Source organism: Micromonospora sp. NPDC048907, assembly GCF_055586885.1.
Window position 1 is genome coordinate 1 of sequence record NZ_JBVJHI010000008.1, and the last position, 15,478, is coordinate 15,478.

The following is a 15,478-nucleotide window of genomic DNA, read 5'->3' on the forward strand; positions in this document are numbered from 1 at the left end:
CCCCGGTGGGCGCGGGGTGGCGCGGGGGGGGGTTGGGGGGGGGCGGGGGGGGGGCGGGGGCGCCCCCCCCCCCCCCCCCCCCCCGGCGGGGCCCCCCCCCCCGGCCCCCCCCCCCGCCCGGCCCGGGACTCCTCGACGATGCCGCTCCACAGCAGGTGCCCGATGTTCGAGGACAGCGCGTCGACCTGGTTTCCCTCCCCGTCCAGCGCGAGGGCGTAGTACTCGCCGTCGGCGATCCAGAATTCCTCGTTGAACCGGGCCTTCAGGTCGGCGGCCTCCCGTTCGAGGCGGTCGGCGTAGGCGGGGTCGTTCCAGAACAGGCGGGCCAGGCGCGCGCCCCGGATCTTGGCGTCGTAGGCGTAGCCCTGTTGTTCACAGGTCGCGCGGGGGAACGGGGGCAGGCGCCCGTCGCGGTGGCAGATCGAGTCCGGAGAGTCCTTCCAGCACTGGTTGACCAGGCCGTTGTCGGGGTTGCGGGTCTCGTACCAGACGTAGCCGGTGCCGAGCAGGTCGCCGTAGGTGTCGATCCAGTCCAGAGCGGCGCGGGCCTCGAACTCGTAGGCGCGCACCACCGCGCCGTCGCCGGTCCAGCGTTCGTACTCGTCGAGCAGGATGACGAACAGGGGAGTGGTGTCGGCCGCGCCGTAGTACGGCGAGTGGGGTTGCTCCTCGAATCCGGCGGACTCGCCGTAGCGCAGCTCGTGCAGGATCTTGCCCGGCTCCTCGTCCCGGAAGTCGTCGAGGCGGCTGCCCTGCCCGTAGGCCAGCGTGCCGAGGGTGGCGGGCACGAGCTGCGGGGTGAACGGCAGGGCCTGCAGGCAGGTGAAGATGCTGTCCCGGCCGAACACGGTCATGAACCACGGCAGGCCGGCGGCGACCAGTTCCTCCGCCATCGTGATGGAGGTGTAGCGCAGCGCGGCGAGGTCCACGAGGCTCTGTCGGTAGGCGGTGGTGATGGACGAGCTGTCGCACTTCAGCCGGGGCGCGGTCGCCGTCCATCGCCGGAGCTGCTCGTCCAGCTCGGCCGGGGACCGGGCCTGGCGCAGCTCGAGGCTGTCGCGGAAGTCGCGCTCGTGCGCGCCCAGCACGAGCGTGCGTACGTGCAACCGGGTCTGCCACTCCGACTGCGCCGGCACGCGCACCTCGAACGTCATGCCCTCCGGGTCGACCCGGGCGGGTGCGGAGCTGGAGATCACGGTCTCGCGGTGGAAGCTGTCCCGGCGGTAGCGCAGCCGCAGCTGCCCCTCCTCCACGATCGCCTGCACCGGCGCCTTCTTGCCCCGCGGGTTCTTGATCTCGAAGATGTCGGCGAAGTCGGAGGCCATGTCGACGCGTACCGTCAGGGTCGTCTCCGCGTCGGTGTGGTTGAGCACCGCGAGGTTCTCGGTGAAGCTGCCGCCGATGCTGCGGTCGCGGATCACCGACACCGTCGCGTCGACGTAGTGGGTCGGTTCGCCCGGCACGAGGAAGAACCGGCTCTCGAAGTACCGGATGTCGTCCACCGACAGCGCGTGCAGCCGTTCCCCGTTCACGCTCAACCGCCAGGTGGACAGGAAGCGGGTGTCGTAGGAGAACAGCCCGGTCGGGACGCTGGGCGACGGGTCCACGTCGCCACGGTCGTCGCAGACCAGGAAGGTGTTCCCGTCCAGGATGCTGATCGACTTCCGCATCGGCATGCCGTCACCCCGTCCCGGCTCGCAGGCGCTCGCGCCAGGCCTGCCCGTGGGGAGCCCGCCGCTGCGCGCCCTCCCGGGGATCGCCGGTGCCGCCCGGGGGCGGGAAGTAGCGCCGGAACGCCAGGACCAGCCGGGCGTCGCCGACCAGGGTGGCGTCGTTGCGCAGCAGCACGGCCGTGGCGGGGGACTCGCCCCGCACGAGCCGGGCGAACACCGCGGGCGTCGTCGTGAGCACCGCGTCGGCCGCCCCGGCGTTCCGGTTCACCACCACCTGGTCCGTCGCGCGGAGGTCGACGTACCAGTGCTCGGTCGAGCCGTGGGTCACCAGGTCCACGCGCAGCGTCCCGCGAACGCGCGGTGGCAGCACGGCCCGCCCCCGCGCAGGTAGTGCCACGAAGAACGCCTCGATGTCATCGCTCATGCCCTGCCCCCGCCCGCTTGCAGCCTAAGGCCCCACCAGCTGCGAGAACTGCCGTTTGCGCACGTAGCCGTGGGGACGCCGGGACGCGACCGCGTACGCCGGGGTCGGCGAGCATTCTTCGACAGCCGGAACGACGACGGCGCCACGATCTTCCTACTCGAACGGCGACCGGCGGCTCGACGAGCAGGAAGGCCGCCTACCGGAGGCCGTCGACGAGCTTCTCGACCCGGGCGCGGATGTCGTCGCGGACCCGGCGGACCACGTCGAGGGGCTGTCCGGCCGGGTCGGTGAGCGTCCAGTCCTCGTACCGCTTGCCCGGGAGGACGGGGCAGGCGTCCCCGCAGCCCATGGTGACGATGACGTCGCTGGCCTCGGCCGCGTCCCAGGTGAGCCGGGCCGGCGTCCGGTCGGTGATGTCGATGCCGACCTCGCGCATGGCCTCCACGGCCACGGGGTTGATCCGGTCGGCCGGCTCGCTGCCGGCGGAGCGGACCTCGACGGTGTCGCCGGCGAGGTGGCGGAGCCAGCCGGCGGCCATCTGGGAGCGGCCCGCGTTGTGGACGCAGACGAACAGGACGGTGGGCTTGTCGCTCATGACGCCTCGGTCTGCTCGATCCGGTGGGGTACGACCACGGCGCCGGCGGCGTCTCCGGCACGGGGATACCACGCGGCGAGCGCCGCGACGGCGACCAGGCCGCCGACGAGCTGGGCGGCGATGAAGCCGGGCACCGAGGTGGGGGTGATGCCGGCGAAGCTGTCGGTGAAGGCCCGGCCGACGGTGGCGGCGGGGTTGGCGAACGACGTGGAGGACGTGAACCAGTAGGCGGCCCCGATGTAGGCGCCCACGGCGGCCGGTGCGGCGGACGTGCGGCCGGAGCGGGCGAGGGCGACGACCAGGACGACCAGGCCGGCGGTGGCGACCACCTCGGCCAGCCACAGCCTCCCTCCGCCGCGCTCGGTGTGGGACCAGGCCGCGGCGGGCAGTCCGAACATCAGGTTCGCCAGGACGGCGCCGGCGATCGCGCCGCCGGTCTGTGCGGCGGTGTAGGCGGCGAGTTCCCGGCTGGTCAGGCCGGTGCCGGCGCGGCGGCCGAGCCACCAGTCGACGGCGGAGACGACCGGGTTGAGGTGCGCCCCGGAGACCGGGCCGAAGGTCAGGATCAGTGCGCCCAGCGCGAGGGCGGTGGCGATCGCGTTCTCCAGGAGCTGGAGGCCGACGTCGGTGGGGGAGAGGCGGGCCGCGGCGATTCCGGAGCCGACGACCGCGGTCACCAGGAGGGCCGTTCCGGAGAACTCCGCCGAGGCCCGCCGGGGCAGAGCGAGGTTCACTCGCCGCTGCCGGTCGGGGTGCCGGGGATGTCGAGCAGCGCGCCGAGCTGGCGGAGCGCCTCGGGGCGTGCCCGGTACCAGACCCAGGTGCCGCGCCGCTCGGAGTCGACCAGGCCCGCTTCGCGCAGCAGCTTCAGGTGATGGGAGATGGTGGGACCGGACAGGTCGAACGCCGGGGTCAGGTCGCAGACGCAGATCTCGGGCACCGAGGCGATCATCGACATCAGCCGCAGCCGGACCGGGTCACCGAGGGCCTTGAACATCGGTGCGACCACGGCCGCCTGGTCCGCGTCCATCGGCCGGACCGCGATCGGCGGGCAACAGGCGACCCGGTTCAGGTCGAGCACCGGAAGGGCTTGTTTCGACATGGCTCTAGGTTGACAGATTTCAAAACAGGGTGCAACGTGGGTCCTACTTCGAAGTTCATCTAGGCAACCAGGAGGAAGTCATGTCCCGTGTCCAGCTCGCGCTGCGCGTGTCCGACCTCGAGGGCTCCGTCGCCTTCTACTCGACGTTGTTCGGTGTCGAGCCGGCCAAGCGCCGCCCCGGCTACGCCAACTTCGCCGTCGACAACCCGCCCCTGAAGCTCGTGCTCCTCGAGGGCGAGGCCGACCAGCCGACCGTCATGGACCACCTGGGCGTCGAGGTGTTCAGCGCCGACGACGTCACCGCCGCGACCCGCCGCCTCACCGACGCCGGCCTGATCACCCTCGAGGAGAACGACACCGAGTGCTGCTACGCCCTCCAGGACAAGGTCTGGGTGCGCGGCCCCGGCCACGAGCCCTGGGAGGTCTACACGGTCAAGGCCGACTCGCCCCAGCTGGAGAAGGTTACCGACGGCGCCTGCTGCACGCCGGCCGGCGAGAGGGAGCCGGTGACCGGCGGGGCGACCGCGAGCTGCTGCTGACGGCAGCGCCTGCGCGCCCGCCTCTCGACCGAGGGCGGGCGCGCGGGCCGCCTCACGCCGTTCCGTCGGCGCAGCAGCCGTCCGCGCAGCTCCCGCGCTCGCCTCCGGCGTCGGAAACGGGCAGGGACCCGCAGTCGTCGCAGTGCTCGCCGCGCCAGGCCGCCACACCCTCCTTGACGGCCACCCCGGCGATGACGAGCGCGGCGATCGGGTCGGCCCACGACCAGCCCCACAGCGCGTTGAGAACCAGGCCGGCGAGCAGCACCGCGGACAGGTAGGTGCACAGCATGGTCTGCGTGGAGTCGGCCATGACCGTCGCCGAGCCGAGTTCCCGGCCGGTGCGTCGCTTGGCCGCGACGAGCAGCGGCATCACGATCAGCGACGCGACGGCCAGGCCGATGCCGACCGGGCTGGCGTCCGCATCGCCTCCGGCCAGCAGCGAGCGGGCGGCGTCGACGGTCACCCACGCGGCCAGGGCGAAGAAGGACACGCCGATGAGCCGCAGCGCGACGCGTTCCCGCTCCTCGGGCACCCGCGAGCGGAACTGCCAGATGACGACGGCGGCACTGGACACCTCGACGAACGAGTCCAGGCCGAACCCGATCAGCGCCGTGGAGGAGGCCGCCGCGCCGGCCGCGAGGGCGACCAGGCCCTCCAGGAGGTTGTAGCCGGCGGTGGCGTAGGCCAGCCACAGGCTGCGCCGGGACAGCGCCGCCCGGCGTTCCGGGGGCAGCAGCGACACGCTCACCGCGGCACCGCCGCCCGCGAGTCGGCCGCCGACCCGTAGACCGGGCACAGCGCCACGGCCTCGCCCGTGGCGGCCAGGAGCTGCTCGGCGGAACGGAGCAGGTCGAGCAGCTCCGGCCGGGTCAGGAAGTAGAACGACTGGCGGCCGTCGACCCGGTAGTCGACGAGACCGCAGTCCCGGAGGCAGGCCAGGTGCTTCGACACGCTGGACTGCGCCAGGCCCAGCTCGCCGGTCAGGTCCACCACGCGCGCCTCGCCGGTCGCGATCCGGCGCACGATGGCCAGCCGGGTCGGGTCACCGAGGGAGCGGAACAGCGCCACGGCGGGGGCCGACCCCGCACAGGAATCCATCGCCACCCGGTGATGATATCCCACCTGCGGAATCGATAAGGCCGGCGGGCCGGTTTCGCCACCCGCGCAACGGGTAGTCGCGGCCTCTCATGGGCCGTGCCACCGGTCCGGCGGTGACGGGCAAGCGATGTTCGTGTCTACCGGCAGGCCAGAGGAGGTGCCCCGAGGATGTGCGGGATCAGCGGGGAGGCCCGGTTCGACGGATCCGTGCCGGACGGCCACGCGGTGACCCGGATGAGCGAGGCGATGCGGTCCCGGGGCCCCGACGGGGAGGGCCTGTGGAACGACGGATGGATCACCCTCGGCCACCGCCGGCTCACCATCATCGACCTCTCCGAGGCCGGGGCGCAGCCGATGGTCCGCGAGGACCTGGGCCTGGCGCTGGTGTTCAACGGTTGCGTCTACAACTACCCGCAGCTGCGCGACGAGCTGCGGCAGGCCGGGCACACCTTCCGCTCGACCAGCGACACCGAGGTCATCCTCGTGGCGTACGCCCAGTGGGGTGAGGACTTCGTCCACCACCTCGTCGGGATGTTCGCGGTCGTGCTGGTCGACCAACAGCGGCGCCGGCTGGTGCTCGCCCGGGACCGGCTCGGCATCAAGCCCCTCTACCTCGCCGAGTCCCCGGGGCGGTTGCGGTTCGCCTCCACCCTGCCGGCGCTGCTGGCCGCCGGCGACGTCGACACGGGCATCGACCCGGTGGCGCTGCACCACTACCTGTCCTGGCACTCGATCGTGCCCGCGCCCCGGACCGTCCTGCGGGGGATCCGCAAGCTGCCGCCCGCCACCGTGCGGGTGGTGGAAGCCGACGGGCGCAGCCGCGAGCGTGTCTACTGGCGGCCCGAATACCGGCGGGACCCGGCACACGCCGGCATGACGGCGCGGGACTGGCAGGTCGCGATCGGCGACGCGCTGCGCGCGGCGGTGCGGCGGCGGCTGGTCGCCGACGTGCCGGTCGGGGTGCTGCTCTCCGGCGGGCTGGACTCCAGCATGATCGTGGCCCTGCTCGCCGAGGCCGGGCAGCACCACCTGCAGACGTTCAGCATCGGCTTCGACAGCCGGGGCGGCGAGAGCGGCGACGAGTTCCACTACTCGGACCTGGTCGCCCGCACCTTCGGCACCGACCACCACCGCATCCAGCTGAGCAACGACGACCTGGAGCCCGCGGTGCGGCGGACGATCGTGGCGATGACCGAGCCGATGGGCAGCCACGACGTCGTCGCCTTCCACCTGCTCTCCGAGCAGGTGGCCCGGCACGTCAAGGTGGCGCAGTCCGGTCAGGGCGCCGACGAGGTGTTCGCCGGCTACGGCTACCACCAGCCGCTCACGCAGGTGCCCCGGGAGGGCGCCGCCGAGGCGTTCGCCGATGCCTTCTTCGACCGGAGCCACGCGGAGCTGGACCTGGTGGTCGACCCGGCGTACGCCTGTGACCACGACGCCAGCCGCGAGCTGCTCGCCGCGCACCTGGCCGCGCCGGGGGCGCACACGGCGCTCGACGCGGTGCTGCGCCTGGATACCCACCTGATGCTGCCGGACGACCCGGTGAAGCGGGTGGACAGCATGAGCATGGCGTGGGGGCTGGAGGTGCGTACGCCGTTCCTGGACCAGGACCTCGTCGCCGTCGCGGCCGCCTGCCCGCCGGAGCACAAGGTGGCGCAGGGCGGCAAGGGGATCCTCAAGGAGGTGGCCCGGGAGACGCTGCCCGCGGAGGTGATCGACCGGCCGAAGGGCTACTTTCCGGTGCCCGCCCTGCGCAACGTCGACGGGCCGGTGCGGCACCTCGTCACGGAGGCGCTCGCCGCGCCGGCCGCGCGGGAACGCGGCCTGTTCCGGCCGGAGTACGTCGCCGAACTGCTCGCCGAACCGGACCGGGCGCAGGCCGCCGCCGGCAGCAACAAGCTCTGGCAGCTCGGCCTTCTGGAACTGTGGCTCCAGTCCCACGGCATCCGTTGACCCGCGGGCGCCGTCAGCAGTCGAAGTACAGGGCGAACTCGTGCGGGGTGGGGCGCAGGCGGACGGGGTCGACCTCGTTGGCCCGCTTGTAGGAGATCCAGGTGGAGATGAGGTCGGGGGTGAACACGCCGCCGTCGAGGAGGTAGTCGTGGTCGGCTTCGAGGGCGTCGAGGACGGCGGGCAGTGATCCGGGGACCTGTTCGACGTCGCCCCATTCCTCCGGGGGAAGGTCGTAGAGGTCCTTGTCGATCGGGGCCGGCGGTTCGGTCTTGTTCTTGATGCCGTCGAGGCCGGCCATCATCATCGCGGAGAACGCCAGGTACGGGTTGCTCGACGGGTCCGGGACGCGGAACTCGACCCGCTTGGCCTTCGGGTTGGCGCCGGTGACGGGGATGCGGGTGCAGGCGGAGCGGTTGCGCTGCGAGTAGACCAGGTTCACCGGGGCTTCGAAGCCGGGCACGAGCCGGCGGTAGGAGTTGACCGTCGGGTTGGTGAAGGCCAGCAGGGAGGGGGCGTGGTGCAGCAGGCCGCCGATGTACCAGCGGGCGGTGTCGGACAGGCCGGCGTAGCCGGTCTCGTCGTAGAACAGGGGTTCGCCGTTGAGCCAGAGGCTCTGGTGGGTGTGCATGCCGGAGCCGTTGTCGCCGAACAGGGGCTTGGGCATGAACGTGGCGGTTTTGCCGTTGGCCCAGGTTTCGTTCTTGACGATGTACTTGAACAGTTGGAGCTGGTCGGCGGAGTGCAGCAGGGTGGAGAACTTGTAGTTGATCTCCGATTGGCCGGCGGTGCCGACCTCGTGGTGGGAGCGTTCGACGGTGAAGCCGGTGTCGACCAGGCGACGCACGATGCTGTCGCGCAGGTCGGCGTAGTGGTCCACCGGGGGGACGGGGAAGTAGCCGCCCTTGTAGGCGGTCTTGTAACCGCGGTTGCCGCCGGGCTCGTCGCGGCCGCTGTTCCAGGCGCCCTCGATCGAGTCGATGTAGTAGAACGACTGGTGGGCGGAGGTTTCGTGGCGGATGGAGTCGAAGATGTAGAACTCCGCCTCGGCGCCGAAGTAGGCGGTGTCGGCGATGCCGCTGGCGGCGAGGAACGCCTCGGCCTTCTTCGCCACGTTGCGCGGGTCCCGCGAGTACGCCTCGCGGGTGAACGGGTCGTGGATGAAGAAGTTCAACGCCAGGGTCTTCTGCGCCCGGAACGGGTCGATGAACGCGGTCGCGACATCGGGCAGCAGCAGCATGTCCGACTCATGGATCGTCTGAAAGCCGCGGATCGACGAGCCGTCGAACGCGAGGCCGTCGGTGAACAGGCTGTCGTCGACGGACTCCACCGGCAGGTTGAAGTGCTGCATCACGCCGGGCAGGTCACAGAAACGTACGTCGACGAACTTCACGTCCTCGTTGGCGAGGTAACGCAGCAGTTCCTCGGGATTGGCGAACACACGTCCCCCTGGCGCGATCGACACGGCTGTTGAGCGCCCGGGATTACCCGTTCTACGCCGGCGTACACCCGGCGGCTGCTCCCGGCGGCCGGACCGCCGGGAGCAGCCGCTCCGCTCAGGGCAGCTCGGGCGGGTCGAGCCACGTCCAGGCGACGCCGTCGGTGGAGAGCCAGGCGCCCGGGCTGTCCGGCCAGCCGGTCTGCACGTACCCGTCCGGCAGCGGGCGGGCGTCGGCGCCGGGCCCCAGCGGCGCCGGGCGCAGCGTCGCGCCGGCGTCGGAGCTGGTGAACATCAGCGGGTTCTCCCGGGCCGAGACGCCGGCCTGCACCACCAGCACACCGTCGGGCCGCACCGCTGCGCGGACGGTGCGGTCGCCGACCCAGGCCGTCGCGGCGGTCCGCGTCCAGGTGCCGCCGCCGTCCGTGCTGCGCCACACCACCAGGGCGCCGCGCACCCGGCCGAGCGCGTAGACGGTGCGGCCGTCCCGCGTGGCGACCGCCGGGCCGCCGACGTCGTCGGAGGCGGCGAGATCGTCCGGGAACTCGTGCCGGAACCAGGTCCGACCGCCGTCGCGGCTCACCTCCACGGCACCGCCGGTGCCGATGATCCGGCTGTCGCGCGCGACGCGCTCACCGGTGAACCCGCTGACCCACAGCCCGGCCCCGGCGGGCACGGTCTCGACCACCACCGCATTGCGCAGGGCCGACGGCCGGGTGAGCTGCGCCAGGTCGCCGGTGGCCGGGTCGGCGGCGACGATCGGGTCCTGCGTGGGGCCGGGCTGGCGGCCGAGGACCCGCCAGCCGGCCGGTAGGGCGTCCACGGGCCGCACGGTCACCTCGCGCCAGGTGGACCCACCGTCGGCGCTGGCGATCCATCGGCCGGACCTGCTGTCCGGGGCCGACCGGGGGACGTAGTGGGCCACCACGGTGCGCGGTCCGACTGCCCGCAGGTCCACCATGGCGTCGGCCGGCACGGGTAGTGGACCGGTACGCCAGTGCCGGCCGCCGTCGTCGGTGCCGGCCCACCGCGGGGGACAGCCGCGGCACTCGGTCCAGCGCAGGTAGACGTGGGTCAGGTCGCCGGCCGCGGGTCGCCCGGTGCTGACCCGAGGGCCGGTGCCCGGGGCGGGCGTGCCACCCGGGGTGGGGATGAAGTCCGGCGTACGGTCGGTGCCGAACCGGGTCGCCGGCGGGACGTCCTCGCCGGACCGGGCCGCCACGGCGACCCCCGAGCCGGCGAGCAGCACGGCGGCGGTGGCGACGGTCAGGATCCGGCGCTGGCGACGGCGCCGGCGCGCCGCGGCGACGACCTGCTCGAAGTGCGGCTTGAACCCGGCCTGGGCGGCGGCGTTGAGGCCGGCGAAGTTCAGCTCAGGCATGGCGGGCCTCCCGGTCGGCGCGGGTCCGGACAGCTGTGGCGGCCGTCGGCGGGGACGGGACCGGGTCGTCGTCGCCGAGATGTTCGGCCAGGGCGCGGCGAGCCCGGACCAGCCGGGTCTTCACCGCCTCCACCGAGCAGCCCATGGTGGATGCCACCTCGGTGACGGGCAGGTCCGCGAGGTGGTGCAGCACGACGGTCTCCCGGGCCGTGCGCGGCAGCTTCTGCAACGCCGCCACGAGCGCGACGTGATCCGGGGACAGCGCCGGAGCGCTGGGCCGCGCCGGGTCGAGGCGACCGGAGCGGACCAGCCCGTGCAGCAGCACCCGGCGGCGGTGTCGGGACCGCGCGACGTTCAACGCCACCGTCCGCAGCCAGGCCTCCGGGTTGGCCACCTCGCGGAACCGCCCCGGCCGGGCCAGCGCCCGGACGAACGCCTCCTGCACCACGTCCTGCGCCTCGGCGTAGTCGCCCGTCATCGCGTACGCCTGCGCGACGAGGCGGGCCGCCGAGTTGGCGTACACCTGTCTGATCTGTTGCTGTGGGTCCACATCGTCCCCTCCCGTGTCATCACTCACCCAGTACGACCGGCGAGCGGGCCGCGCGGTGACATGCCCCGCGGCGCTCAGGGCCGTCGCGTGGCGACCATCGGTCCGGTGCTGGTGAGGATGACGAGTTGCTGGGTCGCCCGGGTCATCGCGACGTACCGGTCCACCGCGCCCTCGATGCCGTCGCCGAACGCCTCGGGGTCGACGAGGACGACCAGGTCGAACTCCAGGCCCTTCGACAGCTCCGGGGTCAGTGACCGGACCCGGGGCGTCTCCCGGAAGGTGGGGTCGCCGATGACGCAGGCGACCCCCTCGGCGTGCGCGGCGAGCCAGGCGTCGAGGATCGAGCCGAGATCGGAAGCGGATCCGTGTACGACGGGGACGCCGCCGCCGCGGATGGAGGTCGGTACGTTGGCGTCCGGGAGCACGGCCCGGATGACCGGCTCGGCTTCCGCCATGACCTCCTTCGGCGTCCGGTAGTTGATGCTCAGGGTGGCGAGCCGGATCTTGTCGAGCCCGATCCGTTCGAGCCGTTCCTGCCACGACTCGGTGAACCCGTGCCGGGCCTGGGCGCGGTCCCCGACGATGGTGAAGCTCCGGGACGGGCAGCGGAGCAGGAGCATCTGCCACTCCGCGTCGGTCAGTTCCTGGGCCTCGTCCACGACGACGTGCGCGAACGGGCCGGCGAGCAGGTCCGGGTCGGCGCCGGGCAGGCCGGCCTCGTCGACCAGGGCGTCCTGGAGGTCGAGTTGACGCAGGCTCGACAGCACACCCTCACCGTCGTCGTAGGCGTGGGCCTCGATCAGTTCGTCGACGACCATGGCCATGCGCGCGCGTTCGGCCGCCACCGTGGCGTCGTGCCGGCGCCGGCGCCCGGACGCCTCGGGGTCGCCGAGCCGCTGCCGTGCCGCGTCCAGGAGCGGCAGGTCGGACACCGTCCAGGCCCGGGCGTCGGCACGCTGCAACCGCCGGACCTCGTCGGGGCCGAGCCAGGGAGCGCACTTCCGCAGGTAGGCGGGGACCGACCACAGGTCCCCGACGAGGTCTGTCGCTTCGAGCAGCGGCCACGCGCGGTGGAAGGCCGTCCGCAGCTCCCGGTTGCGCAGCAGGGACCGGCGGAGCTGGTCGGCCGGCTCCTCGCCGTCGTGCTTGTCGGTCAGGATCGTGAGCAGTTCCTCCCACACCTGGTCGCGCGCCTCGTTGTGCGGGGTGCCGGGATCCGGTGCGTCGAACGCGGCGGCCCAGTCGTCGGCGCTCAGCCAGATCTCGGACTCGTCGGTCGTGACCGTCATCCCCCTGGTTGGCGGCTCCTCGTAGAACCGGACCGCCGCGTCGATCGCCGTGACGAGCCGCGCGGACGACTTCAGCAGCGCCACGTCCGGGTCGGTCTCGACCGTCGCCGTGGCGCCCTCGGGGACGAGGTCGCGCAGGGTGCAGGTCTGGACCTCCTCCTCGCCGAGGCTGGGAAGGACGTCGCCCACGTACGCCAGGTAGGGCTGGTGCGGACCCACGAACAGCACGCCGCCCCGGCGGCGACCGAGGTGCGGGTCGGCGTAGAGGAGGTAGGCGGTGCGGTGCAGGGCCACGACGGTCTTCCCGGTGCCCGGACCGCCGTCCACGACGAGAGCGCCACGGGATCCCGCCCGGATGATGGCGTCCTGGTCGGCCTGGATGGTGCCGAGCACGTCCCGCATCCGGTTCGACCGGCTGGTGCCCAGGCTGGCGATGAAGGCGGACTGGTCGTCGAGCGCGGCGTGCCCCTCCCAGCCGTCGGCGGTGAACACCTCGTCCCAGTAGTCGGTGATCCGGCCCTGCGTCCAGCGGTACCGGCGGCGGCTCGCCAGGCCCATGGGATTGGCGTGGGTCGCGCCGAAGAACGGCTCGGCCGCGGGGGAGCGCCAGTCGAGCAGCAGCCGGCGGCCCGTGCTGTCCGTGAGGCCACGCCGACCGATGTACACGGGCTCGCCGCCGTCGGCGCCGACCATGCGCCCGAGGCACAGGTCCACGCCGTACCGGTGCAGGGTGCGCAGCCGGGCGGTCAGGCGGCGGACCTCCTCGTCCCGGTCCGAGGCCTGCCGGCCCTTGCCGCCGGGCGCCCTGCGCGCGGCGTCGAGGCGGTCGGACAGGTCGGCGGACAGCCGCTCGAGGCTCTCCGCCATGGCGGCGAAGTGCTCCTCGTCGCGGGCGATCAGGGCCGGCTCGGCCTTGGGCGAGAGGCGGTCGGGAAGGTCGAACACACTGCTGGTTCGGGGATTCAACGCACCGGTTCCGATCTGGGGCCGCGGCGGCGCCGCGAGATCACCGGCGCCGTCCCGCCACCCCGTTTCCGCAGGTAGCTGGCTTCGGCCGGTGATTCTGCGGCACGACCGGGGTCTTGCCGCAAGCCCCCGGGTGCGATATACGTTGAAGGTGGCAGGGAGCAGGTGCTCCCCTTTTTTATGTCCACGGCCGGACGCCCCGGGCACGGTCGGTGCGACCCGGGGCGCCGGCGCGGGGTCAGGGCAGCGCCTTCAGGAACGGGCCGTGCTGGAGCCGGAACTCCCAGCCGTAGTACCGGTCCCAGTTGATCGACCACGTCATCAGGCCGCGGAAGCCCGGGTTGGTGCCGCTGCGGGGCGTGTAGCCGCCGCAGCTCTGGCCCTTGACCAGGCAGGTGACCGCCTGTTGCACGCCCGCCGGGGCGACGTAGCCGTTGCCGGCGCTGGTCGACGACGGCGCGCCGAAGGCCACCTGGTCCTCCCGTAGCGGCGGGAACACGGCGTTGGCGTTCCCGGCGACCGGGAAGCCGGCGAGCAGCATGTCGGTCATCGCGATGTGGAAGTCCGCCCCGCCCATGGTGTGGTACTGGTTGTCGAGCCCGACGATCGGGCCGGAGTTGTAGTCCTGCACGTGCAGCACCGTGAGGATGTCCCGGAGGGCGTGGATCACGGGCAGGTAGGAGCCGGCGCGGGGGTCCTGCCCGCCCCACGGGCCCGGTCCGTAGAACTGGTAGCCGAGCTGGACGAAGAACGTCTCCGGAGCCATCGTGAGGACGAACCCGGCGCCGTAGCGCTGCTTCAGGGCCCGGATCGCCGCGATCAGGTTGACGACCACGGGCGTGGTGGGGTTGCGGAAGTCGGTGTCGCCCGGGTTGAGGTAGAGGGAGTGGCCCTCGAAGTCGATGTCCAGGCCGTCGAGGCCGTACCGGTCGATGATCGCGGACACCGACCGGACGAAGGTGTCCCGGGCGGCGGGCGTGGTGAGCTGGACCTGCCCGTTCTGGCCGCCGATGGACAGCAGCACCTTCTTGCCCTGCTGCTGCTTGGCCCGGACGGCGGCGGTGAACTCCGCCTCGGTCTCGACGGCGGGGCACTCGGCGACGGGGCAGAGCTGGAAGCGGATGTCGCCGGAGGTCACCGAGGTGGGCTCGCCGAAGGCCAGGTTCACGATGTCCCAGTCGGCGGGGACGTCGGCCATCCGCAGGTAGCCGGAGCCGTTGGCGAAGCTGGCGTGCAGGTAGCCGATCAACGCGTGCTTCGGCAGCCCGCCGGTCGGTGGCGGGTTCGTCGGCGGTGGCGTGGTGGTCGGTGGCGTGGTGGTGGGCGGCGTGGTGGTGGGTGGCGGGCTGGTCGTCGGCGGTGCGGTGGTCGTCGGCGGGCTGGTCGGGGTGCCGCCGCCGCACGGGGCGCCGTTGAGGGTGCAGTCGGTGGGCGAGCCGGATCCGGTGGCGAGGAAGCCGAACGACACCGAGGCGCCGGGGGCGATGGTGCCGTTCCAGGACCGGTTCGTGAACGTGTGCCGCTGGCCGACGCTGCTGACCGTGGCGTCCCAGTACGAGCCGAGGGTGGTGCCCACCGGCAGGGTGAAGGCGACCTGCCAGCCGGTGATCGTGCTGGCGCCGCCGTTGGTGATCGTGTACCTGCCCTCCCAACCGGTGCCCCAGTCGGAGGTCTTGGCAAAGGCGGCGGTGGGCCCGGCGGCCAGCGCCGGGGCGGCGAGCGCCACGGTGGCGGCGGCGGTGGCGAGCGCCGCGAGAGTGGCCAGGAACGGGGTACGGGCGGTGCGGTGCATCCGGTCCTCCCGATACGGGGTGGGCCGTCGGAGACATCGACGGATGCACAATTATTAGGTTTGTTAACTGTAGCTGTCCAGGACTCCGGTGTCGCGGCGGTCACGTCCGGCGGTGGATCCCGGCACACCGTGGTTGGATGGCGGGATGGGTTTCACGGTGACGGACGTGCCCGAGCGGGACCGGTTCGAGGCGCGGGACGAGACGGGCACGACGGCGGGGCTGGTCACCTATCAGCTGACCGGCAACATCATCGCCTACACCCACACCGAGGTCGCCCCCGAGTTCGAGGGGCACGGCGTCGGTTCGCTCCTGGCCCGGGCGGTCATGGACGACGCGCGGGCCCACCAGCGGACCGTGGTGCCCATCTGCCCCTTCCTGGCCGGCTGGCTGGAGAAGCACCCCGAGTACGACGACATCGTGGCCCGCTCGACCCGCAAGGTGAAATAGCGGTGCCCTCAGTCCGCTGAGCGGGTGAGGAGCGGCGACGCGCCGACCGGCGCCGCGGGGACCTTCGCCTCCGTGCCGTCGCCACCGCGGACGGGAAGGGCGCCCTGCGCCGGGGTGTCGCCCACCGCGTGCCGGCGCCCGGCGCGGACCACCGCCGCTGCCGCCGCCACCGCCGTGAGTGTGATCATCGCTGCCTGCAGCAGTGACCGCCGCCTGCTCCGTCGACGCTTCAT

The 15,478-nt window shown here is 72.7% G+C and carries 16 protein-coding genes; 3 read left to right on the plus strand and 13 right to left on the minus strand.

Annotation, left to right across the window (positions count from 1 at the left end; translation table 11 throughout):
• The 5 genes from ACZ6PY_RS25390 to ACZ6PY_RS25410 form a co-directional block, all read right to left on the minus strand.
• Positions 1-1,676, minus strand: a 1,676-nt coding sequence (locus ACZ6PY_RS25390; RefSeq protein ID WP_466075935.1) for an amylo-alpha-1,6-glucosidase, incomplete at its 3' end; no start/stop codon positions are given.
• A 4-nt stretch (positions 1,677-1,680) separates the two neighbouring features.
• Positions 1,681-2,097, minus strand: coding sequence for an SCP2 sterol-binding domain-containing protein (locus tag ACZ6PY_RS25395; RefSeq protein WP_466075938.1), 417 nt, complete (start codon positions 2,095-2,097; stop codon positions 1,681-1,683).
• A gap of 196 nt (positions 2,098-2,293) precedes the next feature.
• Positions 2,294-2,692: an arsenate reductase ArsC gene (locus ACZ6PY_RS25400; protein WP_466075941.1), complete on the minus strand. Its 399-nt coding sequence runs from the start codon at positions 2,690-2,692 to the stop codon at positions 2,294-2,296.
• Positions 2,689-3,426, minus strand: coding sequence for an aquaporin (locus tag ACZ6PY_RS25405; RefSeq protein WP_466075944.1), 738 nt, complete (start codon positions 3,424-3,426; stop codon positions 2,689-2,691). The genes ACZ6PY_RS25400 and ACZ6PY_RS25405 overlap by 4 nt, the downstream gene beginning before the upstream one ends.
• Positions 3,423-3,794, minus strand: a complete 372-nt coding sequence (locus tag ACZ6PY_RS25410; protein WP_466075947.1) for an ArsR/SmtB family transcription factor — start codon at positions 3,792-3,794, stop codon at positions 3,423-3,425. Before ACZ6PY_RS25410 ends, ACZ6PY_RS25405 begins: the two co-directional genes overlap by 4 nt.
• Before the next feature lie 80 nt (positions 3,795-3,874).
• Here ACZ6PY_RS25410 and ACZ6PY_RS25415 point away from each other — a divergent pair, with 80 nt between their 5' ends.
• Positions 3,875-4,333: an ArsI/CadI family heavy metal resistance metalloenzyme gene (locus ACZ6PY_RS25415; RefSeq protein WP_466075950.1), complete on the plus strand. Its 459-nt coding sequence runs from the start codon at positions 3,875-3,877 to the stop codon at positions 4,331-4,333.
• 52 nt (positions 4,334-4,385) lie between these two features.
• Here the strand turns inward: ACZ6PY_RS25415 and ACZ6PY_RS25420 are convergent, their stop codons facing one another.
• Both ACZ6PY_RS25420 and ACZ6PY_RS25425 read right to left on the minus strand, forming a co-directional pair.
• A complete protein-coding gene (locus ACZ6PY_RS25420; protein ID WP_466075953.1) occupies positions 4,386-5,081 on the minus strand; it encodes a cation efflux transmembrane domain-containing protein in 696 nt (231 codons plus the stop codon).
• Positions 5,078-5,431, minus strand: a complete 354-nt coding sequence (locus ACZ6PY_RS25425; protein WP_466076518.1) for an ArsR/SmtB family transcription factor — start codon at positions 5,429-5,431, stop codon at positions 5,078-5,080. The genes ACZ6PY_RS25420 and ACZ6PY_RS25425 overlap by 4 nt, the downstream gene beginning before the upstream one ends.
• 168 nt (positions 5,432-5,599) lie before the next feature.
• Here ACZ6PY_RS25425 and ACZ6PY_RS25430 point away from each other — a divergent pair, with 168 nt between their 5' ends.
• A complete protein-coding gene (locus ACZ6PY_RS25430; protein WP_466075956.1) occupies positions 5,600-7,384 on the plus strand; it encodes an N-acetylglutaminylglutamine amidotransferase in 1,785 nt (594 codons plus the stop codon).
• A gap of 13 nt (positions 7,385-7,397) precedes the next feature.
• Here ACZ6PY_RS25430 and glnA read toward each other — a convergent pair whose 3' ends face one another.
• The 5 genes from glnA to ACZ6PY_RS25455 form a co-directional block, all read right to left on the minus strand.
• Positions 7,398-8,822: a type I glutamate--ammonia ligase gene (gene glnA, locus ACZ6PY_RS25435; RefSeq protein ID WP_466075959.1), complete on the minus strand. Its 1,425-nt coding sequence runs from the start codon at positions 8,820-8,822 to the stop codon at positions 7,398-7,400.
• Between the two features lie 115 nt (positions 8,823-8,937).
• Positions 8,938-10,200 (minus strand): WD40/YVTN/BNR-like repeat-containing protein, encoded by a 1,263-nt coding sequence (locus tag ACZ6PY_RS25440; protein ID WP_466075962.1) that lies wholly within the window; start codon positions 10,198-10,200, stop codon positions 8,938-8,940.
• The gene (locus ACZ6PY_RS25445; RefSeq protein ID WP_466075965.1) at positions 10,193-10,750 is read right to left on the minus strand and encodes an RNA polymerase sigma factor; all 558 of its coding nucleotides are present in this window, start codon (positions 10,748-10,750) and stop codon (positions 10,193-10,195) included. The genes ACZ6PY_RS25440 and ACZ6PY_RS25445 overlap by 8 nt, the downstream gene beginning before the upstream one ends.
• A 74-nt stretch (positions 10,751-10,824) precedes the next feature.
• Complete coding sequence (gene helR, locus ACZ6PY_RS25450; RefSeq protein ID WP_466075968.1) at positions 10,825-12,984, minus strand: RNA polymerase recycling motor ATPase HelR; 2,160 nt, start codon at positions 12,982-12,984, stop codon at positions 10,825-10,827.
• A 259-nt stretch (positions 12,985-13,243) separates the two neighbouring features.
• Complete coding sequence (locus tag ACZ6PY_RS25455) at positions 13,244-14,797, minus strand: chitinase (protein WP_466075971.1); 1,554 nt, start codon at positions 14,795-14,797, stop codon at positions 13,244-13,246.
• A gap of 145 nt (positions 14,798-14,942) precedes the next feature.
• Here ACZ6PY_RS25455 and ACZ6PY_RS25460 point away from each other — a divergent pair, with 145 nt between their 5' ends.
• Positions 14,943-15,245: a GNAT family N-acetyltransferase gene (locus tag ACZ6PY_RS25460; protein WP_466075974.1), complete on the plus strand. Its 303-nt coding sequence runs from the start codon at positions 14,943-14,945 to the stop codon at positions 15,243-15,245.
• A gap of 8 nt (positions 15,246-15,253) precedes the next feature.
• Here ACZ6PY_RS25460 and ACZ6PY_RS25465 read toward each other — a convergent pair whose 3' ends face one another.
• On the minus strand, positions 15,254-15,433 hold the full coding sequence (locus ACZ6PY_RS25465) for a hypothetical protein (RefSeq protein ID WP_466075977.1): 180 nt from the start codon (positions 15,431-15,433) through the stop codon (positions 15,254-15,256).
• Between the last annotated feature and the right edge of the window lie 45 nt (positions 15,434-15,478).